Annotated in this window: 16 protein-coding genes; 10 read left to right on the top strand and 6 right to left on the bottom strand. The window is 72.8% G+C overall.

Going from position 1 to position 21,944, the window contains the following annotated elements:
• Positions 1-7 precede the first annotated feature (7 nt).
• Complete coding sequence (locus tag ACFYZ4_RS06865) at positions 8-1,279, bottom strand: extracellular solute-binding protein (RefSeq protein WP_351588966.1); 1,272 nt, start codon at positions 1,277-1,279, stop codon at positions 8-10.
• A gap of 222 nt (positions 1,280-1,501) precedes the next feature.
• On the opposite strand from ACFYZ4_RS06865, the gene ACFYZ4_RS06860 reads away from it, so the two are divergent.
• The 3 genes from ACFYZ4_RS06860 (at position 1,502) to ACFYZ4_RS06850 (ending at position 5,234) form a co-directional block, all read left to right on the top strand.
• Positions 1,502-3,202, top strand: coding sequence for a glycoside hydrolase family 13 protein (locus ACFYZ4_RS06860; RefSeq protein WP_351291537.1), 1,701 nt, complete (start codon positions 1,502-1,504; stop codon positions 3,200-3,202).
• A gap of 26 nt (positions 3,203-3,228) precedes the next feature.
• A complete protein-coding gene (locus ACFYZ4_RS06855; protein WP_351291535.1) occupies positions 3,229-4,269 on the top strand; it encodes a LacI family DNA-binding transcriptional regulator in 1,041 nt (346 codons plus the stop codon).
• A gap of 74 nt (positions 4,270-4,343) precedes the next feature.
• On the top strand, positions 4,344-5,234 hold the full coding sequence (locus ACFYZ4_RS06850) for a phosphatase PAP2 family protein (protein WP_351291533.1): 891 nt from the start codon (positions 4,344-4,346) through the stop codon (positions 5,232-5,234).
• A 25-nt stretch (positions 5,235-5,259) separates the two neighbouring features.
• On the opposite strand, the gene ACFYZ4_RS06845 is transcribed toward ACFYZ4_RS06850, so the two are convergent.
• Positions 5,260-5,634, bottom strand: a complete 375-nt coding sequence (locus tag ACFYZ4_RS06845) for a hypothetical protein (RefSeq protein ID WP_390783282.1) — start codon at positions 5,632-5,634, stop codon at positions 5,260-5,262.
• A gap of 769 nt (positions 5,635-6,403) precedes the next feature.
• Here ACFYZ4_RS06845 and ACFYZ4_RS06840 point away from each other — a divergent pair.
• Positions 6,404-7,180: a CAP domain-containing protein gene (locus ACFYZ4_RS06840; RefSeq protein ID WP_384347856.1), complete on the top strand. Its 777-nt coding sequence runs from the start codon at positions 6,404-6,406 to the stop codon at positions 7,178-7,180.
• 39 nt (positions 7,181-7,219) lie between these two features.
• Here the strand turns inward: ACFYZ4_RS06840 and ACFYZ4_RS06835 are convergent, their stop codons facing one another.
• Positions 7,220-10,207 (bottom strand): bifunctional [glutamine synthetase] adenylyltransferase/[glutamine synthetase]-adenylyl-L-tyrosine phosphorylase, encoded by a 2,988-nt coding sequence (locus ACFYZ4_RS06835; RefSeq protein WP_390783281.1) that lies wholly within the window; start codon positions 10,205-10,207, stop codon positions 7,220-7,222.
• A gap of 173 nt (positions 10,208-10,380) precedes the next feature.
• Here ACFYZ4_RS06835 and ACFYZ4_RS06830 point away from each other — a divergent pair, with 173 nt between their 5' ends.
• On the top strand, positions 10,381-13,686 hold the full coding sequence (locus ACFYZ4_RS06830; RefSeq protein ID WP_390783280.1) for a PIG-L family deacetylase: 3,306 nt from the start codon (positions 10,381-10,383) through the stop codon (positions 13,684-13,686).
• 239 nt (positions 13,687-13,925) lie between these two features.
• Positions 13,926-15,986, top strand: a complete 2,061-nt coding sequence (locus ACFYZ4_RS06825; protein WP_351291523.1) for a PIG-L family deacetylase — start codon at positions 13,926-13,928, stop codon at positions 15,984-15,986.
• Positions 15,987-16,106: 120 nt separating this feature from the next.
• On the opposite strand, the gene ACFYZ4_RS06820 is transcribed toward ACFYZ4_RS06825, so the two are convergent.
• Complete coding sequence (locus ACFYZ4_RS06820; protein ID WP_202201807.1) at positions 16,107-17,468, bottom strand: glutamine synthetase family protein; 1,362 nt, start codon at positions 17,466-17,468, stop codon at positions 16,107-16,109.
• Between the two features lie 172 nt (positions 17,469-17,640).
• Here ACFYZ4_RS06820 and ACFYZ4_RS06815 point away from each other — a divergent pair, with 172 nt between their 5' ends.
• The 4 genes from ACFYZ4_RS06815 to ACFYZ4_RS06800 all read left to right on the top strand — a co-directional run bounded on the left by ACFYZ4_RS06815 (position 17,641) and on the right by ACFYZ4_RS06800 (position 20,291).
• A complete protein-coding gene (locus tag ACFYZ4_RS06815; RefSeq protein ID WP_390783279.1) occupies positions 17,641-18,054 on the top strand; it encodes a hypothetical protein in 414 nt (137 codons plus the stop codon).
• A 54-nt stretch (positions 18,055-18,108) separates the two neighbouring features.
• Positions 18,109-18,810: a DUF3105 domain-containing protein gene (locus tag ACFYZ4_RS06810; RefSeq protein ID WP_351291517.1), complete on the top strand. Its 702-nt coding sequence runs from the start codon at positions 18,109-18,111 to the stop codon at positions 18,808-18,810.
• Positions 18,807-19,511 (top strand): DUF305 domain-containing protein, encoded by a 705-nt coding sequence (locus tag ACFYZ4_RS06805; protein WP_390783278.1) that lies wholly within the window; start codon positions 18,807-18,809, stop codon positions 19,509-19,511. The genes ACFYZ4_RS06810 and ACFYZ4_RS06805 overlap by 4 nt, the downstream gene beginning before the upstream one ends.
• Positions 19,512-19,871: 360 nt before the next feature.
• A complete protein-coding gene (locus ACFYZ4_RS06800; RefSeq protein ID WP_351291514.1) occupies positions 19,872-20,291 on the top strand; it encodes a CBS domain-containing protein in 420 nt (139 codons plus the stop codon).
• Here the strand turns inward: ACFYZ4_RS06800 and ACFYZ4_RS06795 are convergent.
• Together ACFYZ4_RS06795 and ACFYZ4_RS06790 are read right to left on the bottom strand one after the other, a co-directional pair.
• The gene (locus ACFYZ4_RS06795; protein WP_390783434.1) at positions 20,276-21,142 is read right to left on the bottom strand and encodes an alpha/beta fold hydrolase; all 867 of its coding nucleotides are present in this window, start codon (positions 21,140-21,142) and stop codon (positions 20,276-20,278) included. The genes ACFYZ4_RS06800 and ACFYZ4_RS06795 overlap by 16 nt on opposite strands.
• An 83-nt stretch (positions 21,143-21,225) precedes the next feature.
• The gene (locus ACFYZ4_RS06790; protein WP_351291512.1) at positions 21,226-21,927 is read right to left on the bottom strand and encodes a DUF998 domain-containing protein; all 702 of its coding nucleotides are present in this window, start codon (positions 21,925-21,927) and stop codon (positions 21,226-21,228) included.
• Between the last annotated feature and the right edge of the window lie 17 nt (positions 21,928-21,944).

Raw genomic sequence — 21,944 nt, 5'->3', positions numbered from 1 at the left:
GGTTTCGTTACTTCCAGCCCTTGAGGATCTTGCGGAACTCGACGCCGGCCGACTTGGCCGCGTCCTCCGGGCTCGACGCCCCGGTGATCGCCTTGGTGTATTCGACCTTCAGCGGCTCGAAGAGGGAGCCGTTCTCCGGGATCCAGGCGCGCTCGACGGCCTTGTCCACGGCCGGCTTGAAGAACTGGACCATCTCGCTGCCCTTGACGTCCGGCTGCTCGTAGGCGGCGGTACGGGTCGGCAGCAGGCTCAGGTCCTTGGCGGACTGCACCTGGACCTCCTGCGAGGTCATGTACTCGACGAAGGCGTGCGCGGCGGTGCGGTTCTTGGAACCGGCGTAGACGCCGAGGTCGTGGCCGCCCTGCGGGGCACCGGCCTTGACGGAGCCGGCCGGGACGGCGGCGATGCCGAGGTTGGCCTTGTCCTTGAACTGGTCACCGGCGTAGGTGTCGGCGACGGCCCACGGACCGTTGATCATCATGGCGGCCTCGCCGGACTTGAAGGCCGTCTGCATGTTGGTGTAGCCGTCGGTGGCGTTGGTGATCGCCGCGCCGGAGGTGACCAGGTCACGAGCGGTCTTGAAGGCCTTGACGCCCGCCGCGTTGTCGACGGTGACCGCCTTGTTCTTCGCGTCGACGAGGTCGCCGCCCTCCCCGTAGATCAGCGGGAGGAACCAGTAGGAGTCGTCGCCGCGCAGGTAGAGGCCGGCCTTGCCGGACTTCGCCTTGATGGCGGCGGCGGTGGTCTTCAGCTCCTCCAGCGTCTTGGGGGGCTGGACGCCGGCGTCGGCGAGCATCTTCTTGTTGTAGAAGAGGCCGAGGGTGTCGATGACCTGCGGCACTGCGTAGGTCTTGCCCTCGTACTTGCCGCTGGCCGCGGCCTGCGGCAGGAACTCGGCGTCGACCTTCTTCGCCGTCTCGGCCGGGACCTCGTCGAGGTAGCCGAGCGAGGCGAAGTCGGCGACCCAGCCGACGTCGGCGCGGATCACGTCAGGCGCGTCGGAGCCGCTGCTGAAGGCGTTCTTGACCTTGTTCTGCGCGTCGCCGTACGGGACGTTGACGTACTTGACGGTCACCTTCGGGTGCTTCGCGGTGAACGCCTCGGCGATCTTCTGGAAGCTGGCCTTCTCGGCGTCGTTCGAGGTGTCCCACCACGTGACCGTGCCGGAAAGCTCGCCGCCGGCGTTGACCTCGCCGTCGTCCTTCGTGTCCCCACCGCAAGCCGTCGCCGCGAGCGCCAGGGTCGCGACCAGCGCGGTGGCCGCTATGCCACGCCGCATATGAACTCCTTCAATGATCCCGACCGCGCCCTCGCGGTCCCGAGTTGCCAGGAACGTAACAAGACTGAAAGAGGACCGAAAGACCTTGCGCAAACTTTCTGCAAGCGGAGGGGATCGTTACATCCGTGTGTCCGTACGGTTGCCGCAGCTTGCTGTTAGTTCGAGTCACCTTCGACTGCCCGGGCCCGCAACCACGGGAGGTGTACCCGCGTTGACCCCGATATGACCCACGAGTCGACGGCCGTCCAGCTTGCAAGCTCTTCCAGCAACGCGACCGCGAGCGGTGGCTGGTGGCGCGATGCAGTCATCTATCAGGTGTACGTGCGCTCCTTCGCCGACAGCGACGGCGACGGAGTCGGCGACCTGCGCGGGGTCCGCTCGCGCCTCCCCCACCTCGCCCGCCTCGGGGTGGACGCCGTGTGGCTCACCCCCTTCTACGTCTCCCCGCAGGCGGACGGCGGCTACGACGTCGCCGACTACCGGGCCGTCGACCCCCTCTTCGGGGACCTCTCCGACGCCGACGAGCTCGTCCGCGCGGCGCACGCGCTGGGGCTGCGGGTCATCGTGGACGTGGTGCCGAACCACACCTCCGCGCAGCACCCCTGGTTCCGTGCCGCCCTCGCCGGGGACCCGGAGGCCCGGGCGCGCTACCTCTTCCGCCCGGGGCGGGGGGCCGACGGCGCGGAGCCGCCGAACGACTGGGAGTCGATCTTCGGCGGCCCGGCGTGGACGCGGGTCGCGGACGGCCAGTGGTACCTGCACCTCTTCGCCCCCGAGCAGCCGGACCTGGACTGGGACCACCCGGAGGTCGCCGCCGAATTCGCGTCCGTCCTGCGGTTCTGGCTCGACCTGGGCGTCGACGGCTTCCGCGTCGACGTGGCCCACGGCATGGTCAAGGCCCCGGGCCTGCCGGACATCGGCCGCGGCGCGCAGGCCACCCTGATCGGGACCGAGCCGCTCCCCTTCTTCGACCAGGACGGGGTCCACGAGATCCACCGCGGGTGGCGCCGGCTCCTGGACTCCTACGAGGGCGACCGCATCGGCGTCGCCGAGGCGTGGGCCCCCACCTCCGAACGCCTCGCGCTGTACGTCCGGCCGGACGAGCTGCACCAGGCCTTCAACTTCCGGTTCCTCAACTGCCCGTGGGACACCGTCGCGATGCGGACCGTCATCGACGAGTCCCTGGCAGCCACCACCTCGGTCGGCGCCCCGACCACGTGGGTGCTGTCCAACCACGACGTGGTACGCCATGTGACCCGGTACGGGGGCGGCGCCCGCGGCCTCGCCCGCGCCCGGGCCGCCGCCCTCCTGATGCTGGCCCTCCCCGGCTCGGCGTACCTCTACCAGGGCGAGGAACTGGGCCTCCCCGAGGTCCTGGACCTCCCGGACGATTCCCGCCGCGACCCCGCCTTCCGCCGCGGGCGCCTCCGGCAGTCCCCGGCCGAAGCGGGGGCCGGGCCTGAGGCCGACGGGCAGGAGGGGTTGCGCGATGGGTGTCGGGTGCCCATTCCGTGGTGCGGGGCGGAGCCGCCGTACGGCTTCGGGCCGACCGGGAGCTGGCTCCCGCAGCCGGCCGGCTGGGACGGTCTGACCGTCGCCGCCCAGACCGGCGACCCGCACTCCACCCTGGAGCTCTACCGCGCCGCGCTGGAGCTGCGCCGGGCGATGCCCGGCCTCGGCGCCCCGGAGGCGGGGACCGGTCCCGCCGCCGAGGCCCCGTACCGCTCCGGGATGTGCTGGCTGCCCGCGCCCGAGGGAGTGCTCCTCTTCACCCGGCCCGGTTTCGCCTGCACCCTCAACAGCCGCCCCGACGCGGTCGAGCTTCCCGCGCCCGGACGCCCCGTACTCTCCAGCTCCCCCGTGGAGACGGACGGCCGCACCGTCCGCCTTCCGCCGGATTCGTGCACGTGGTGGGCAATGTGAGCCAGCGGCCGGTACAGTCCAATCCCGTGACCGCACGGCTAGCCGACATCGCAGCCCAGGCGGGGGTCAGCGAAGCCACAGTCAGCCGCGTGCTCAACGGCAAGCCCGGTGTGGCCGCCGGCACCCGTGAATCCGTGCTGGCCGCCCTCGACGTACTCGGCTACGAACGCCCCGTACGCCTGCGCCAGCGCAGCGCCGGACTCGTCGGTCTGATAACTCCCGAGCTGGACAACCCCATCTTCCCGGCGCTCGCCCAGGTCATCGGCCAGGCCCTGACCCGGCAGGGGTACACGCCGGTGCTGGCCACGCAGACGCCCGGCGGGTCCACCGAGGACGAGCTGACCGAGATGCTGGTCGACCGCGGGGTCTCCGGGATCATCTTCGTCTCCGGTCTGCACGCCGACACCACCGCGGACATGGGCCGCTATGACCAACTCCGCGGGCAGGGCGTCCCGTACGTCCTCATCAACGGGTTCTCCGACAAGGTGCAGGCCCCCTTCGTCTCCCCCGACGACCGGGCCGCGATGGTCCTCGCCGTCACCCACCTCACCGCGCTCGGCCACACCCGCATCGGCCTCGCGGTCGGACCGAAGCGCTTCGTGCCCGTCCTCCGCAAGATCGAGGGCTTCCGGCTCGGGATGAAGGAACGGCTCGGACTCGACGAGGCCGAGGTGGAGGAGCTGATCCAGCACTCCCTCTACACCCTGGAGGGCGGCCAGGCCGCCGCGGCCGCACTCATCTCGCGCGGCTGCACCGCGGTGGTGTGCGCGAGCGACATGATGGCGCTCGGCGCGATCCGGGCCGCCCGCCAGCAGGGGCTGCGGGTGCCGCAGGACGTGTCGGTGGTCGGCTTCGACGACTCCCCCCTCATAGCGTTCACGGACCCGCCGCTGACCACCATCCGCCAGCCCGTGCAGGCGATGGGACAGGCCGCGGTGCGGACCCTGCTGGAGGAGATCGGCGGTACGCCGGCCCCGCACAGCGAGTTCGTGTTCCTGCCCGAACTGGTGGTGCGCGGCTCGACGGCCTCCGGCCGGGGGCAACGCCGCGCGGCGTCTCGTACCTGAGACGGACCGGCTGCGCCGAAGACCGTCCCGAGGGATGATCGGAGGCGGGAACGCATCTGGCAGACTCTCTCCCCATGGGTGAATCGAGCGTGAAGACACTGGAAACCCCGGCGGATGTCTCCTCACCCACCGTGGTCGAGACGGAGACCCGCCGGGGTTCCGACCGCACCCTGCTCTCCCGGCTGCGCGCCCCCCGCCGGCCTCGGATCTGGTTCGAGGTCCTGCTCATCGCGGTCAGCTACTGGACGTACTCGCTGATCCGCAACGCGGTGCCCGAACAGAAGACGGTCGCCCTCGCGAACGCCGACTGGATCTGGGGCGTCGAGCGGAACCTCGGCATCGCCGTCGAGCAGTCGGTCAACCACGCCATCAACTCCGTGACGTGGCTGATCGTGGGCATGAACTACTACTACGCCACACTCCACTTCGTCGTGACCATCGGCGTGCTGGTGTGGATCTACCGGTTCCATCCGGGGCGGTACGCCGCCACGCGCCTGGTCCTCTTCGCCACCACCGGCGTGGCCCTGGTCGGCTACTACTTCTATCCGCTCGCGCCGCCCCGGCTGATGAACGGACAGAACTTCGTCGACACCGTGCTGGTCCACCACACCTGGGGCTCCATGGCCTCCGGGAACCTCAAGCAGATGTCGAACCAGTACGCCGCGATGCCGTCCATGCACATAGGGTGGTCGCTCTGGTGCGGGCTGACGATCTTCGCGGTCGCCTCGGCTCCCTGGGCCCGCATCCTGGGCCTGCTCTACCCGACGGCGACCCTCGTCGTCATCGTGGCCACCGCCAACCACTTCTGGCTCGACGCCGTGGGCGGCATGATCTGCCTCGCCTTCGGCTACACCGTCTCGCGGTCCTGGTACGGCTCGATGCCCCACCGCCTCCCGCGCCACCCGCAGCCCGCGGGTCCGCACCCCGCGGCGGACCTGCTGAACCGCTTCCGGACCCGCGCCTGACGCCTGGTCCTACGGGGCTGCGGATCTACGGGTCGATGCGGGCCAGGGCCTCGGCGAGGGTGCGCACATAGAGCCCGTCGGCCAGGATCCGCCGGCCCGCCAAGGGTTGGCCGAGGCGTTTCTCGGCGGCCAGGATCCCGCGGAGCAGCGGCGCCGATCTCCCCGAGGCGGAGCACGGGGCCGCGCCGCACACATCGAGGGCGAAAGCCGGGTCCCCGGTGACCTTCCAGTGCGCCCAGGCGGCGCGCCGGGGGTGGTTGCGGGCCGTGCGGGGATCACGTCCGGTCGCGTACGCGGCCAGCCGGTCCGCCGTGCCGGCCGCGGCGGGCCCGATCCGGCCGAGGACGCGCAGGGCGTCGTAGGCGTAGGGCGTCTCCAGGATCCCGACCACCTCGGGCACGGCGGGTGCGGCAGGGCGGGCAGTGCCCGGACGTCGCCCGGCCCCGCGAGGGCGAAGGCGTGCACCTGGACGGTGTGGCCGGAGGTGGGGACGGAGAACCGGAGCAGTTCGGCGAGCGATCCGGCGATCCGGTCGGCCTGTCCGACGACGGCGCGGCCGGCCTGGACGAGCGCCGCACTCGCGTCCCGGCTGGGCGATCCCTCGCAGACCGCTTCGACGACGGTCTCCCAGCACGACGGATCCGGCCGCCGGTACCGGAGCACGGCCTCCGCTGCGGAATCGATTCCCCTCATGGGAGCCGCCTTTCAATTCTTCCGAATGGGTCCGGGGGAAATGGGCACGCTCCCGGTGCGCTCTCCACCCTGGCTCCTGACGCCGCGATCCGGCGCGCGGTTGCGTGACATGCGTCACGGTGGGAACTTCGACGCCGGCCCCCCTCCCGGGCGTGCCATGGCCTCGACATTTCGACATTTGTCCGTTTTGGATTCGACATTCCCCTCTCCGGCAGGAACGGAATGCACGCTTCCGCCGGACTCCTCGTCGACTTCCCTGTTCACGGGCATTCCTGAGAACACGTCACATGGTTGTGCAAGTGACCTGATCGTGACCATGCACGATCATCGGCCCGTTTCAAGCCGGGTGTCGAATGCCCCGGGTGAACGCGAAGCGGAAACTTGCCAGGCCATTGGGGGGCTTCTAAGAATGGCGGCATTCCGGCGTCCCGCAGTTCCGGCGCCGGAAGCTTCGCGATCACCGAATGAGGTCACGCATGCAGAAGCATCGGAAGAAGACGCCGTACCGGAAGATAGTCATCGCCGTCGGAGCCCTGGGAATCGTGGGTGTTCCCACGGCCGCCATGGCCTGCTTCGACACCGACGACAGCGGCCGCGGGAACACCCGTGCCGCGAGCCACCAGGGGCAGCGCCCCTGGCAGTACACCCCCTCGGCCGCCCCGAGCACCCTGGCCCCCGTGGACGTCCCGACGGCGCCGAGCAGCCCCCCGGCCGCCGAGCCGAGCACGCCCGAGGCGCCCGCGCAGCCGGTCGTACAGACCTCACCGCCCGCGCAGCCCCAGCCGCAGCCGACGAAGCCGGCCGCCACCAAGAAGCCGCAGGCGCCCCAGCCCCCGAAGACCTCGGCCCCGGCGGCCCCGGACGCCCCTGCGGCCTCCGGCTCCGCCGCCGCGGTCCTCGCCCTCGTCAACCAGGAGCGCGCCGCCGCCGGGTGCCCGAACCTCACCCTCAACGCGAAGCTCACGAAGGCCGCGCAGGACCACAGCGCGGACATGGCCGCCCACGGCAACATGTCCCACACCGGTTCCGACGGCTCCGACCCGGGTGCCCGCATCACCCGCGCCGGATACGCGTGGAGTTCGTACGGCGAGAACGTCGCCTACGGCTACAGCACGCCCGAGAAGGTCATGGAGGGCTGGATGAACAGCCCCGGCCACCGGGCGAACATCCTGAACTGCTCCTTCAAGGAGATCGGCATCGGCCTGGCTCAGCCGAACCACTACTGGACCCAGGACTTCGGCACGGCGCGCTGACGCCACTGCCGGGGACCCGGAAGGCTCGGCCCCCGAGGCTCAGCCCCCGTAGAACAGTTCCTCGACCACCGCCCGGGCACGGCGGGTGATGCGACGGTAGTCGTCCAGCATCTCCCCGACCGTGCCTTCGGCGTATCCGAGGTAGCGGCCGACCGCCGCGAGTTCGCGGGCCTCCGACGGGAAGGTGTCCCCGGCGCGGCCGCGGACCAGCATCACGGCGTTGCGGACCCGGGTGGCCAGCACCCAGGCCTCGTCGAGGATCTGCGCCTCGTCGGTGGGGATCAGGCCGGCCGCGTGGGCGGCGGCGAGGGCCTGGCGGGTACGGGTGGTCCGCAGGCCCGGTTCGGCCCAGGCGTGCCGCATCTGCATCAGCTGGACGGTCCACTCGACGTCGCTGAGGCCACCGCGGCCGAGTTTGGTGTGCAGGGTGGAGTCGGCGCCGCGCGGCATCCGCTCCGACTCCATGCGGGCCTTGAGCCGGCGGATCTCGCGTACGGCGTCCTCGCCGAGCCCCTCCATCGGGTAGCGCAGCGGGTCGATGAGCTCGATGAAGCGGCTGCCCAGGTCGGCGTCGCCCGCGACGGGTTCGGCCCGCAGCAGGGCCTGGCTCTCCCAGGTCAGGGACCAGCGCCGGTAGTAGGCGGCGTAGGAGGAGAGCGTGCGCACCAGCGGGCCGGAGCGGCCCTCGGGGCGCAGGTCGGCGTCGATGAGCAGCGGCGGGTCGGCGGTGGGCAGCTGGAGCAGCCGGCGCATCTCGGCGATGACGGTCTGGGCGGCCTTCGCGGCCTCCTGTTCGTCGACGCCCTCGCGGGGTTCGTGGACGAAGAGGACGTCGGCGTCGGAGCCGTAGCCGAGCTCGTGCCCGCCGAAGCGGCCGACGCCGATCACGGCGAACCGGGTGGGCAGGGTGTCGCCGTATTGGTTCTGGACGGCGGCGCGCAGGGCGCCGGCGACGGTGACGGCGGTGAGGTCGGAGACGGCGCCGCCGACCCGGTCGACGAGGGCGCCGTGGTCCTCCTCGGCCGGATTGTCCTCCGTGCCGTAGGAGCCGATGATGTCGGCCGCGGTCGTACGGAAGAGCTCGCGGCGGCGCACGCCACGGGCGGCGGCGACGCCGGCCTCGGCGGTGTCGGCGCGGCCGACGGCGGCCATGACCTCCTGTTCCAGGGCCTCGTGGGTACGGGGCTGCAGGCCTTCGGGGTCGCCGAGCAGGGCCACGGCCTCGGGGGCGCGCATCAGCAGGTCGGGCGCGAGGCGGCCGGCGGACAGGACGCGGGCGAGGTTCTCGGCGGCGGCGCCCTCGTCGCGGAGCAGCCGCAGGTACCAGGGGGTCTTGCCGAGGGCGTCGGAGACCTTGCGGAAGCCCAGCAGGCCGGCGTCCGGATCGGCGGAGTCGGCGAACCAGCCGAGCAGCACCGGCAGCAGGGTGCGCTGGATGGCGGCCTTGCGGGTGACGCCGGAGGCGAGCGCTTCGAGGTGGCGCAGGGCGGCGGCCGGGTCGGCGTACCCGAGGGCTTCCAGGCGCTGGCCGGCGGCGCGCGGGGAGAGCCGGGTCTCGCCGGGGGTGAGCTGCGCGACGGCGTCGAGCAGCGGCCGGTAGAAGAGCTTCTCGTGCAGGCGGCGGACGACGGAGGCGTGCCGGCGCCAGGCCTTGTTGAGTTCGGCGACGGGCTCGGTGCGCAGGCCCATGGAGCGGCCCAGGCGCCGCAGGTCGCTCTCGTCTTCGGGGACGAGGTGGGTGCGGCGCAGCCGGTAGAGCTGGATGCGGTGCTCCATGGCGCGCAGGAAGCGGTACGCGTCGTGCAGCTGGGCGGCGTCGGCGCGGCCGACGTAGCCGCCGGCGGCGAGGGCGTGGAGGGCGTCGAGGGTGGTGCCGGAGTGCAGGGTGGCGTCGCTGCGGCCGTGCACGAGCTGGAGCAGCTGGACGGCGAACTCGACGTCGCGCAGGCCGCCGGGGCCGAGTTTGAGCTCGCGGTCGACCTGGGCGGCGGGGATGTTGTCGACGACGCGGCGGCGCATCTTCTGCACGTCGGGCACGAAGTTCTCGCGCTCGGCGGCCTGCCAGACCAGGGGCGTTATGGCGTCGACGTACTGCCGGCCGAGGTCGGGGTCGCCGGCCACGGCGCGGGCCTTGAGGAGGGCCTGGAACTCCCAGGTCTTGGCCCAGCGCTGGTAGTAGGCGAGGTGGGAGGCGAGGGTGCGGACCAGCGGGCCGTTGCGGCCCTCGGGGCGGAGGTTGGCGTCGACGGGCCAGATGGTGCCCTCGACGGTGGTCTCGGAGCAGATCCGCATGAGGTGGGAGGCCAGCCGGGTGGCGGCCTGGATGCCCTTGCCCTCGTCCGTGCCGTTGGCCGCCTCCCCGACGAAGATCACGTCGACGTCGGAGACGTAGTTGAGCTCGTTGCCGCCGCACTTGCCCATCGCGATGACCGCGAGGCGGCACCGCGCCGCGTCCTCGGGGGCGGCGGCGGAGGCGATCCGCAGGGCCGCGCGGAGGGTGGCGGTCGCGAGGTCGGCGAGCTCGGCGGCGGTCTCGGCGACGTCGATGGTGCCGCAGACGTCACGGGCGGCGATGGAGAGCAGGCAGCGGCGGTAGGCGACGCGCAGGGCGACCGGATCGTGCGCCTCCGCGAGCCCGCGCTCGAACTCGGGGAGTCCGGGGTGCAGGTCGGCGGCCTCGTAGGTGACGAGGGTGAGCCAGTCGCGGGGGTGGCGGGCGAGGTGGTCGCCGAGGGCCTCGGAGGCGCCGAGCACGCCGAGCAGCCGGTCGCGCAGCGGTTTGGCGCTGACGAGGGTGTCGAGGAGCCCGGGCAGCTCGTCGGGCGGCTGCGCCTCGGCGAGGCGGACGAGCCCGAGGAGGGCGAGGTCGGGGTCGGCGGTCGCCCCGAGGGCGTCGAGCAGCACCGGATCGGCGCGTACGGCCGCCAGCGCGTCGGCGTCGAGCAGCCGGGCGGCGGTGGAGGGGTCGGTGAAACCGCTGCGGAGCAGCCGGATGAAGGTGCTGCTCCTGCGTCCCGGGACTGTCATCCCGCCGCCTCCTGCGGTTGTCGCTGCCACTGCCCTGGCGTGCCTGTGGTGAGCGTAGCCGGAGCAGGCGTTCGACTCACCGGCAGTACCATGACGGGGATTATCGGATTATCCGAATACTTAGGGTGTGATGGGGCCCGCTCCCCGCCGACCGGCCACGAGGAGCCCGCCCCATGTCCGACGGACACCCCGGCGACGCCGGAGCCTGGGGCCACCCGTCGGCAGCCTGGCAGCCGCACGACGGGCCCACCGGTCTGGACGGCTACGACGGGTACGAAGGCCTCGACGGTTACGACGCGGCTGTGGTCGACGCGGCCGGGCACCAGACCTACCAGGCCGAGCACCTCCAGCCCCACCCGACTCACCAGTCTCACCCATCTCACCAAAACCAACAGCCCTACCCGCCGCAGCAGGCCGGGGCGTCCTACGGCCCGTACGAGGACCTGCAGGCGGGGGCGGCCCACCCACCGCACCAGGGCCGGCAGGCCGAGTGGACCCACGCGCCGCACGAGACCCAGCAGGCCCAGCCGACGTACGGAGCCCAGCCGACGTACGGGGCCCAACCGTCGTACGGGGCCCAGCCGACGTACGGGGCCCAGCCGACCCACCATGCCCCCCGGCCCGGGGAGGCCTACGCGCCGCAGCAGGCCGGTGAGGTGCAGCACGCGTACCCGCCCCACCAGGCCGGGGAGGCCTACGGGCCTCAGCAGGCCCAACAGGCCCCACAGGCCCACCCGTCCCACCAGGCGGAGCCGGCCCAGCACTCCTACCAGACCCACTGGCCTCACCAGGCCCAGCAGGGTCACCCGCCGCACGCGCCCCAGCAGGCCCAGCAGGCGTACCCGCCCCACCAGGGCGGGGAAGCCTGGGCCCACGGGCCTCAGCAGACCCAACACGCTCCGCAGGCCCACCCGTTCCCGCCGTCTCACGGGTCCGCGTCGGCGTACCCGTCGCACGCGTCGCACCCGCCCCAGCAGCCCCAGTACTCCCAGGCGGGGCACGCGCAGGCCCAACAGGCCGAGCATGCCTACCTGCCCCATCAGGCCGGGGAGGCCCGGGCGTACGGGCCTGAGCGGGCCCAGGGGGCCCACCCGTCTCACGAGGCCGAGCCGGCTCAGCACTCCCACCCCTCTCCCCGGACCGGTCACGTCCCGGCCGGCCGGCGCCCGCAGACCCCACAGGCTCCGCAGGGCGACGTACCCGAGGCGGACGGTCCGGTCGGCGGGCGGAAGGCCGCGCGGCTGGCCCGTGAGGCCGAAGGTACCGGTGGCGGCCGCCGCGGCCGCGCCGACGCCCCCGCCGCGCCGCAAGCCGCACGCGGGCGCCGCCGCGCCGACGGCAGGGCCGGCTCCGGCGACGGCGACGCGGACGGGCCCGAGCCGCGCCCGAACCCGCGCCAGCGCCGGGCCCGCCTCGTCAAGGCCGTCGCCCTCTGCGCCGCCACCGCCGCCTGCAGCATGCTCGTGCTCCGCGGCAACGAGGCCCTCGAAGGCCTCGCCTCCCCCGCCGACCCCGACAGCGCGGTCGCCGCCCCCGCGGCGGCCGCCGACGCGCCGGACCCCGGCCGGGTGCTCCAGATCATCGCGCACCCCGACGACGACCTGTACTTCATGAATCCGGACCTCCGTTACTCCATATCCGCCGGCCACCCCGTGACCTCGGTCTACCTCACCTCCGGCGAGGCGGACGGCATCAACGCGGTCGCCGGCAAGGAAGCCGGCACGGCCCCCAACAAGTCCGCGTACGCCGAGGCCCGCCAGAACGGCATCCGCGCCGCCTACGCCAAGATGGCCACCGGCGACCGCAGCAGCGCCTGGAAGCGCAGCGTCGTACCGACCAAGGGCGGCGGCCACGCCGAGGTCGACGTCCTCGTCGCCAAACCCCAGGTCAACCTGGTCTGGCTCCAGCTGCGCGAGGCCGGCAACGTCTACGCCGACGTCCCCGAGAGTCTGCACGGCCTGTGGGACGGCAAGGTCGCCCGGCTGGATTCGATGATCGCCTCCGGCTCGCCGGTCAAGCAGAGGTTCTCGTACTCGAAGGACCAGGTCGTCCAGACCCTCGTCGGCGTGCTGGAGCAGTACAAGCCGACGACCGTCCGCTCCCAGGACCCGACCCCCGGCCGGTTCCCCGACACCAAGCGGTACACCGACCACCAGGACCACTTCTACGGCGCCCGCTTCGTACAACTGGCCACCGCCGCCTACGCGAAGGACGTCAAGGACCGCCCGCACTTCGCGGTGCAGAACTACCTCGGCTACTTCAACGGCTCCCTCCCCAGCGCGCTGGACCCGGACGAGGCCAAGGAGAAGCTGGACATCCTGGACACCTACGCCTGGCTCGACCGGCAGAACCACTGCGGCAGCGACGCCGGCTGCGGCGACCTCAAGATCTCCGACCATCCGGGCGGCAACCGGTGGTCGGACTCCATCAACTACGCCCGCGGCAACAGCACCACCTGGCTGACCTCCGACAAGGAACACGGGCTGTGGGCCTTCAAGGTGCTCGACGGCCAGGTCGCCGTCTGGCACCGGCCCGGTCTGGTCGGCCGCTGGAAGGGGCCGGACCTGCTGCCCGGCACCGGCATGGACCCGGGCGTGAGCACCGTCACCCTCAAGGACGGCCGGATAGCGGCCTTCGGCACCCGCACCTCCTTCGGCACGAAGCCCACCGACTACAAGCGCGAGGTCGTCTACACCGTCCAGGAGCGGGCGGGGGCCGAGCGGTTCGGGGAGTGGCAGTCGCTCGGCACCCCCGAGGCCGCGGACGAGAACTGGACCTCCGACATCAGCTCCCCGGCCGTCTCGGTCGACGGCACGGGGCAGCCGGCTGCGTACGTCCGCGACGGTTCGTACACCCTGCGCGGCCGGGTGCAGCAGGCGGACGGCAGTTGGGGGCCCTGGGAGAAGTACGGCGGCAGCGATCTGCACGGCAGCCCGGCCACCGCGACCGACGGCGCCGGGCGGCGCATGGTGTTCTCCGCGACCTCCAAGACGGTGGTCGGCTGGGTGCAGCCGAAGCCGGGCGCCCCGCTGGGCCCGGTCACGCCGACGGGGCTGCCGGACACCACGCTCCCGCTGACCGCGGAGGGCCGGGAGGGCGGGGTGCGGCTGTGGTTCCGCAAGCCCGGGTCGGGCAACGTCCGTACGGCCCTGATGACGGGTGACGGCGGGCTGAAGCTGAACAACATGACCGACCTCGGCGGGCTCCAGGGCTTCGGCTCGGTGACGGCGAGCGGTCACGTGCTGGCGGGCCGTTCGGCGGGCGGGCAGCTGGGCTCGGAGGTCGGCCCGGGCCGGCCGTGGGAGCGGTCCCCGCTGATGTTCGTCGGCGCGCCGTCCTCCGTGATGCTCGGGAAGAACATGGTCAGCCTGGCGGTGGTGGGGCTCGACGCGCGGCTGTACGTGACCTCTTCGGCCGACGCCCCGGACGCGTACCTCGCGCCGTGGCAGCCGGTGGGCCCGCGCAACACGGCCCCGTAGGGCAGGGCCTCGTAGGGGCCGGGCCCGCAGAAAGGGGGCCAGAGGCGGACGAAGCGCCTCCACATCTCGGCCACACCCCAGTCACATACCGGGATCGAAACCCCACCACACGGCATCACATCCGATCGCTTTCGGAAAGTGGCGGTCATCGGCCGAATCGGTGAACCAAGTTCCCCGTTTTGGCCTCTCTCTGACTGCTCAGCGGTTTCCCCGCCCGGAACGACCCAAGGCGTGACCCGATGCCCGTGACCCGTCGCCGCTTCGCGGCTCTGCTCACCGTGCTGACAGCCGGCGCCACCGGCGTGCTCTCCGTGGCCACCGGCCAGCAGACCTCGGCCGAGGCCACCCAGGAGAAGGGCCCGGCCGCCGTCCTGCCCGCGAGCGTCGACTCCGGGTCCGTCGTCCAGGTCGTCGCGCACCCCGACGACGACCTCTTCTTCATGAACCCGGACCTCAGCCGTTCCCTGCTGTCCGGCACCCAGGTCACCACCGCGTACCTCACCTCCGGCGAGTCCGACGGGCGCAACGAGGCCGGCGGCGGTGCGGCCAAGGACCCCGAGCAGCCCGCCGACCGCACCCACTACGCGGAGGCCCGGCAGAACGGCATCCGCTCCGCGTACGCCCAGATGGCCACCGGCGACCGCACCAGCGCGTGGAAGCGCACGGTCATACCCACCGCCGGCGGCGGCCGGGCCGAGCTCGACGTCCTCATAGCGAAGCCGCAGGTCAACCTGGTGTGGCTGATGCTGCGCGAGGCCCGCAGCACGGGCGGGGACACCCCCGAGAGCCTGCGCGGCCTGTGGAACGGCCGGATAGCCTCGCTGGACGCGCAGCTGACCTCCGGGACCCCGGTCAAGCAGCCGTTCTCGTACACGAAGGACCAGCTCGTCCAGTCGATAGCCGGAGTCCTGGAGCTGTACCGGCCGACGACGATACGGATGCAGGACCCGACGCCGAACCGGTACGGGGACAGCGGCCGGTACACCGACCACCAGGACCACATGTACGGGGCGCGCTTCGTGCAGGCCGCCACCGCCGCCTACGCCGCCCAGGTCCAGCGCCGCCCCCGCTTCTCGGTCCAGAGCTACCTCGGCTACCACAACAGCACCCTGCCCCACTCGCTGGACCCGCAGACGGCCGAGACGAAGACCAACTACCTGCGCACCTACGCCTGGCAGGACCACCAGGACCACTGCGGAAGCCCCTCCGGGTGCGGCGACCGCAAGGTCGCGGGCAACCCGACCGGGCGCAACTGGGCCCAGTCGCTGCGCTACACCCGTGCCGACAGCACCTCCTGGCTGACGGCGGGAACGCCGGGCCGCCTCTGGGCGTTCGCCGCGCTCGACGGCCAGATGGCGTACTGGACGCGGGGGCCCGGCGGCGACTGGACGGGCCCGGTCCTCCTCCCGGGCACGGGCATCGACCCGGGGGCGAACACCGCCCGCCTCCCCGACGGCCGCATCGCCGTCCTCGCCACCCGCACGGCCTTCGGCTCCGCGCCCGCCGAGTACCGGCGCGACGTCGTGTACGCCGTCCAGTCCGCGCCCGACGGGCCGTTCGGCCCGTGGCAGTCGCTCGGCACCCCCGAACGGACCGACGAGGAGGGCACCTCGGCGATCAGCGCCCCGGCGGCCGCCGTGGACGGGCAGGGCCTCCTCACGGTCTACCTGCGCGACTCCCGCCGCACCCTGCGCGCCGCCGCCCAGCTGCCGGACGGCGGCTTCTCCCCCTGGCAGCGCCTCGGCGGCGAGGACCTGCAGGGCGACCCGGTGACCGCGGTCGACACCGCCGGGCGGCGCCACGTGTACGCCACCACCACCAAGTCCGTCCTGGCCTGGACCCAGCCCGCCGCGGGCACCACGCTGGCCGGGCCCTCCCCGACGGGCCTGCCCGCCACGACGGTCCCGCTCTCCGCCTCCCCGGAGGGCGCGGGCGTCCGCCTGTACTTCCGCCGCCCCGACTCCGGGGTCGTCCGCACCGCCCTGGTCACGGCGGGCCCCACCGCCAGGCCCCAGGTCTCCAGCGTCGCGGAGGCGGGCGGCCGGGCCGGCTACGGCGCGGTCGGCGCCGCGGGCCGCCTCGTGGCGGGCCGCGCGGAGAGCGGCACCATCGGCACGACGGGCCTCGGCGGCCCCCCTGCCTGGGCGGAATCCCGCATGCTCTTCGCCGGCGCCCCCTCGGCCGTCCTCGAACCCACCGGCACCACCACGACCACGGTCCTGGGCCTGGACGCCGAACTCCACACAACCACCACCCCCACCACCCCCACCCACCCCACCTGGCACCGCGCAGTCCACTGACTCCCGTACGACGCCGGCTGTGAAGAGGCATCAGCAGGGCCACGGAACGACTCCGGGCCGGTGGTCGATGACCACCGGCCCGGAGTGTCGTGCATGCCCCGATAGGGCTCTGACCTGGCCTTACAGGACCGGGAGGTTTTTGCGGAGTTCGAAGGCCGTTACCTCGCTGCGGTATTCCTCCCACTCCTGCTTCTTGTTGCGGAGGAAGAAGTCGAAGACGTGTTCGCCGAGGGTTTCGGCGACCAGTTCGCTGCGTTCCATCAGGGAGATGGCCTCGCCGAGGTTCTGCGGGAGGGGTTCGATGCCCATCGCGCGGCGTTCGGCGTCGGAGAGGGCCCAGACGTCGTCGTCGGCGCCCGCGGGGAGTTCGTAGCCCTCCTCGATGCCCTTGAGGCCGGCCGCGAGGAGGACGGCGTAGGTGAGGTACGGGTTGGCGCCCGAGTCGATCGAGCGGACCTCGACGCGGGAGGAGCCCGTCTTGCCCGGCTTGTACATCGGGACGCGGATCAGGGCGGAGCGGTTGTTGTGGCCCCAGCAGATGTACGAGGGGGCCTCGCCGCCCGCGCCGGCGCTGCGGGAGGAGCCGCCCCAGATGCGCTTGTAGGAGTTGACCCACTGGTTGGTGACCGCCGCCGTCTCGGCGGCGTGGCGCAGGAGGCCGGCGATGAAGGAGCGGCCCACCTTCGAGAGCTGGTACTCGGCGCCCGACTCGTAGAAGGCGTTGCGGTCGCCCTCGAAGAGGGAGAGGTGGGTGTGCATGCCCGAGCCCGGGTACTCCGAGAAGGGCTTCGGCATGAAGGTGGCCTGGACGCCCTGTTCGAGGGCGACCTGCTTCATGACGAGACGGAAGGTCATGATGTTGTCGGCCGTGGAGAGGGCGTCGGCGTAGCGGAGGTCGATCTCCTGCTGGCCGGGGGCGCCCTCGTGGTGGCTGAACTCGACCGAGATGCCCATGGATTCGAGCATGGTGATCGCCTGGCGGCGGAAGTCCATGCCGACGTTCTGCGGGGTGTGGTCGAAGTAGCCGGAGTTGTCGGCCGGGACCGGGCGGGTGCCGTCCAGCGGCTTGTCCTTCAGCAGGAAGAACTCGATCTCCGGGTGGGTGTAGAAGGTGAAGCCCAGGTCGGAGGTCTTGTTCAGGATGCGCTTGAGGACGTAGCGCGGGTCCGCGAAGGACGGCGAGCCGTCCGGCATGAGGATGTCGCAGAACATCCGGGCGGTCCCGGGGGCCTCGGCGCGCCACGGCAGTATCTGGAAGGTGCTCGGGTCCGGCTTGGCGATCATGTCGGACTCGTAGACCCGTGCGAAGCCCTCGATGGCGGAGCCGTCGAAGCCGATGCCCTCGTCGAAGGCCTGCTCCAGCTCCGCGGGGGCGACCGCGACGGACTTGAGGAAGCCCAGTACGTCGGTGAACCACAGGCGCACGAAGCGGATGTCGCGCTCCTCAAGCGTCCGGAGGACGAATTCCTGCTGCTTGTCCATGCCTTCATCCTCGCAGTTCAGACGGCCTGTGCACCACCGCCTCACGGTTCGGGACACAGTCGGGCCGGCCCAGTATCGCCAGTGGTGGTTTCCGCCACATTACGCACCCGGGAAAGCTCGCGGCACCCCCGCACTGACCTCGGAGCCGTCATGAGCATTACCATCTGCGCCCATGGGGGGCCTGCAGTGCGTGCGGCCGGGGCGTCGGGGACGTCCCGGGCTTCGGCGCGCCCTTCTGCTGACGGTCTTCGGGACGTTGGTCGGGGCCCTGGTCGGGGCGCTGACCGGGGCGCTGTTCCTGTGTGCCTCCCGGTCGGGCGAGTCCGCCACGCCGGCCGAGCCGCGGGCGCACGTCACGGCGCACGGCACGGCGCACGCCGTCTGCGTGTCCCCGTACGACCTGCCCGGCTGCTCACCCCTCGCGCACGTGACCCCGGGCGTGCTGCCCGTGCCGCCGCCCGCCATGACCGTGCCGGGCGGCGAGCCGCCGCCCGCCGCCGAGGTCTCCGGGGCGGGCCGGATCCGGCCGCCCGGGCCGCTCGCGCGCGCCCCCGACCTGCATGCCCTCCAGGTGCTGCGGACCTGACAGGTCCGGTTTCGCGTTCCATCCACCCCCCATCAGCAGAAGGAACCAGGGCACATGGCCAGCAAGTCCGGCAGGACCCAGCAGCACACCGACCCGCACTCCCGCCAGGCGCGCATAGCCGAGATGCGCCGCGCCGAGAAGATCCGGGAGCGGCGCAACAAGGCCATCGCGATCACGGTCTCGACGGTCATCGTCGCCGGTCTGGTCGGTTTCGGCGCATGGGTGCTGATCGACCAGAAGCAGACCGAGCAGCGCAAGAAGGAAGCCGCGGAGCAGATCCGCAAGGAGGCCGAGGAGGTCCGCAAGAAGCCCGTCGAGGGCGAGCAGGCCTGGGACGCGAAGAAGCTCGGCCGCAACCACGTCGAGACCCCGGTCAAGTACGAGATGAACCCGCCGGTCGGCGGTGACCACCACCCCCGCTGGATGAACTGCAACGGCGACGTCTACAAGAACCCGCTGCCCGAGGTGAACGCCGTGCACTCGCTGGAGCACGGGGCCGTCTGGGTGACGTACAACGAGAAGGCCGCCAAGGCCGACGTGGACAAGCTCGCCGCGACCGTCGGCAAGACTCCGTACACGCTGATGAGCCCGGTCAAGGAGCAGACCGGCTCGATCATGCTCAGCGCGTGGGGCAAGCAGCTGGCCGTGGAGACGGCGGACGACCCGCGGGTGAAGCAGTTCTTCACCAAGTACGTGCAGGGCGAGCAGACCCCCGAGCCGGGCGCGGCCTGCACGAGCGGGCTGGCCGACAAGTGAGCGGCCGTACGCCCCGCACGCCCCGTACGTACTGGGCCGCGGGCACGGCCGTCCTGCTGGCGCTGCTGTTCGCGGCGGCGGCCACGGTCGCCGCCGCGAACGGCGATCCCGGTGCGCCGCCCCGGACCGCCGCCCCCGCCACGCCGGGGCTGCACTCACCGGACGCGGGCTTCGCCCGGGACATGGCCGTGCATCACCAGCAGGCGGTGGAGATGTCCTTCATCGTGCGGGACCGCACCCAGGACGAGGCGGTGCGCACCCTCGCCTTCGACATCGCCAACACCCAGGCCAACCAGCGGGGCATGCTGCTCGGCTGGCTGGACCTGTGGGGGCTGCCGAAGGTGGTGGCCGACGAGCCGCCGATGTCCTGGATGGGGGCTTCCGGAGGTCAAGGGGGTCATGGGGGCGGGGGCCATGCGGAGCACGGCGCGGCCCGGCCCGGCGCGCTGATGCCCGGCATGGCCACCAAGGAGGAGCTGGCCCGGCTGGACGCCGCCGAGGGCCGGGACGCGGAGGTGCTCTTCCTCCAGCTGATGACCGACCACCACAAGGGCGGCGTCGCGATGGCTGAGGGCTGTGCGCAGCAGTGCGTGACCCCGGTCGAGCGGGCGCTCGCCCAGGGCATGGTCGACGCGCAGCGCTCGGAGCTCACGCTGATGGCGGACATGCTCGGCAAGCGCGGAGCCGCCCCGCGCGGCTGACGCGAACGCGGCACGCGCAGGGCCGGGCCCACCCGACGCGGACGGCCGGGCCCACCCCGCGCGGGTGCCCGGCCATACGCCGCGCGGGTGCCCGGCCGTCCGCCGCGCGGGTGACCGGCCGTCCGCCGCGCGGGTGACCGGCCGTCCGCCGCGCGGGTGACCGGCCGTGCGCCGCGCGGGTGGCCGGCCGTGCGCCGCGCGGGTGACGGGGCACGCCCGTACGGTGGTGGGAGGGCGCCCTCTCACCCGTACGGGCGTGCACTCCCGTGCGTGGAGTCGCACCGCGGTCCGTGGGCGGGGGACGCCGAGGCGGGCGCAGCCGCGCCCCGCCGCTCGTACGGCGCTCAGGAGGTTGATGCGATGACCACCGCCGGAGAGATCATGCACAGGGGGGCCCAGTGGATCCCCGCCACCGAGACCCTGGACCGGGCCGCCCAGCTGATGAGCCAGCTCAACGTGGGCGCGCTGCCCATCAGCGACAGCGAGGAACGGCTCTGCGGGATCCTGACCGACCGCGACATCGTGGTCGGCTGCGTGGCCAAGGGGCACGACCCGTCGAAGATCACGGCCGGTGACATGGCCCGGGGCACCCCGCGCTGGATCGACGCGGGCGCGGACGTCTCCGAGGTGCTGGAGGAGATGCAGAGCCACCAAATCCGCCGACTGCCGGTGATCAGCGACAAGAAGCTGGTCGGCATGATCAGCGAGGCCGATCTGGCCAAGCACCTCTCCGACGAGCAGATCGCGGGCTGGGCCGAGAAGGTCTACGCGAGGAGCTGACCGGCGGCGTTGCGGACCGCCCGGGCCACCTGGTCCGGGCGGTCGAGCATGACCAGGTGGCCGGCGGGCTCGGCGACCTCGAAGCGCGCGCCGAGCACGTCCGCGAGGTCCGCCTGGCGGGCCAGCCAGCGCAGGGCGCAGGCGCCGGCCGAGCCGTCGTGGCCGGCGAGGACGGTGGCGGGGGCGGTCAGCGGGTGCGTCCCGCGCAGGGCGAGCAGCTCGGCGGCCATGTCCGGGTAGCGGGAGTTCTCCAGCAGGGCGCCGCGCCAGACGCGGCCGGTGCGGTAGCAGCGGCGTACGAGGTCCCGTGCGGCCGGGTCGGAGCCGCCGGTGCGGGAGGCCCGTACGGCCGCGCGCCGGGCCAGTGGCCCCAGGGCGGCCGGCAGCCCGGCGGCGGTGACCGCCCGCCCGAGGGCGCGGGCGGCGCCGGTGCGCAGCGCGGCGGGCAGCACCGTACGGGGGTCCTCCTCGACGCTGCCGTCGAGCAGGACCACGGCGGCGGTGCGGCGTGGGTACAGGCGGGCGAAGGCCTCGACGTGGAACGCGGCGATCGAGTGCCCGACGACGGTGACCGGGCCTACGGCGTCCGGGCCTACGGCGTCCGGGCCGGTGAACCCGAGTGCGTCCAGCAGGCCGGCGATCCGGTGGGCCTCCCCGGCGGTCGTCGGCGGCTCGCCGGCCGGGCCGCTGAGGCCGTGTCCGGGGCGGTCGAAGCGGACCACGGTGCGGCCCGAGGCGGCGAGCAGCGCGGCGACGGGGTCCCAGTCGAACCAGGCCATGGCGAGCCCGGCGCTGAGCACGCACACGGGCCCCCGGCCCTCGACGACGACGTGCAGCGGCACCCCGTCCACGCGGACGAACCGGCCGCCGCCGCTCGCGTACGGAGCCGCGTACGGGTCCCGGTACGGCTCCTCGTACGGCGGCACGCGCGGCGTCACGTGCGGCCTTCCTTGTGGACCGAGTACGCGAGCAGGCCGAGCCAGAGCGCCACGAGCAGCACCTGGAGCCGCTGCCCCGCACCGAGGGCCCAGGTCCCGCGCCCCGCGGTGAACATCGCGATGGCGGTCAGCGTCCACGCGGTGGCGAGCAGTTCGAGGGCGACGAGCGCGGGGCCGTAGCGGGCCAGCGGGGCGAACCAGCCGTAGCGGCGGGCGGCGACGGTCAGGGCCACCAGGCCGACGAGGGCACCGGTCATGGCGAGGCTGCTGCTGACGGCATGGGCCCGGTGGGTGGCGGGCACCAGGCCGGCGGTCTCCAGGGCGGCGCATTCGGGGTCCACGGTGGGCTGGCAGCTCAGCGGCAGCCAGGCGTCGGCGGCGGTGGCCGCGCCGAAGAGGGTGACCCCGGCCCAGCCGACGACGGCCCAGAGGCGGCGCGACTCGGCGTACTTCAGCAGCCGGGACAGGGCCAGCAGTCCGCCGGAGAAGGCGAGCAGCCCGGCGGTGAAGTCGGTGGCGCGGAACAGGCCGCCGAGCGGCTGGTCCTGGGCGGCGAGCTCGCTGACGTACGTCTCGATGGGGTTGAGGCCCGTGGAGAGCACGACTTCGAGCACCCACGCGGTGTAGGCGGCTGCGGCGAGACCGATCAGCACGGCGACCGGCCAGGCGGTCCGCGGAGAGAGGCCATGTGGGGACATAGTGTGACTAATCCTAA

The sequence above is a fragment of the Streptomyces sp. NPDC001513 genome (genome assembly GCF_042894695.1).
Lineage (GTDB): Bacteria > Actinomycetota > Actinomycetes > Streptomycetales > Streptomycetaceae > Streptomyces.
Note: the sequence above shows the minus strand (reverse complement) of the source record. Positions and strands in the feature narration are given on the sequence as shown.

What these genes read in the sequence shown, in the direction of transcription:
- ACFYZ4_RS06865 (WP_351588966.1), bottom strand. Translation starts at nt 1,279, where the DNA reads ATGCGGCGTGGCATAGCGGCCACCGCGCTGGTCGCGACCCTGGCGCTC.
- ACFYZ4_RS06860 (WP_351291537.1), top strand. Translation starts at nt 1,502, where the DNA reads ATGACCCACGAGTCGACGGCCGTCCAGCTTGCAAGCTCTTCCAGCAAC.
- ACFYZ4_RS06850 (WP_351291533.1), top strand. Translation starts at nt 4,344, where the DNA reads ATGGGTGAATCGAGCGTGAAGACACTGGAAACCCCGGCGGATGTCTCC.
- ACFYZ4_RS06840 (WP_384347856.1), top strand. Translation starts at nt 6,404, where the DNA reads ATGCAGAAGCATCGGAAGAAGACGCCGTACCGGAAGATAGTCATCGCC.
- ACFYZ4_RS06835 (WP_390783281.1), bottom strand. Translation starts at nt 10,207, where the DNA reads ATGACAGTCCCGGGACGCAGGAGCAGCACCTTCATCCGGCTGCTCCGC.
- ACFYZ4_RS06830 (WP_390783280.1), top strand. Translation starts at nt 10,381, where the DNA reads ATGTCCGACGGACACCCCGGCGACGCCGGAGCCTGGGGCCACCCGTCG.
- ACFYZ4_RS06825 (WP_351291523.1), top strand. Translation starts at nt 13,926, where the DNA reads ATGCCCGTGACCCGTCGCCGCTTCGCGGCTCTGCTCACCGTGCTGACA.
- ACFYZ4_RS06820 (WP_202201807.1), bottom strand. Translation starts at nt 17,468, where the DNA reads ATGGACAAGCAGCAGGAATTCGTCCTCCGGACGCTTGAGGAGCGCGAC.
- ACFYZ4_RS06815 (WP_390783279.1), top strand. Translation starts at nt 17,641, where the DNA reads ATGGGGGGCCTGCAGTGCGTGCGGCCGGGGCGTCGGGGACGTCCCGGG.
- ACFYZ4_RS06810 (WP_351291517.1), top strand. Translation starts at nt 18,109, where the DNA reads ATGGCCAGCAAGTCCGGCAGGACCCAGCAGCACACCGACCCGCACTCC.
- ACFYZ4_RS06800 (WP_351291514.1), top strand. Translation starts at nt 19,872, where the DNA reads ATGACCACCGCCGGAGAGATCATGCACAGGGGGGCCCAGTGGATCCCC.
- ACFYZ4_RS06790 (WP_351291512.1), bottom strand. Translation starts at nt 21,927, where the DNA reads ATGTCCCCACATGGCCTCTCTCCGCGGACCGCCTGGCCGGTCGCCGTG.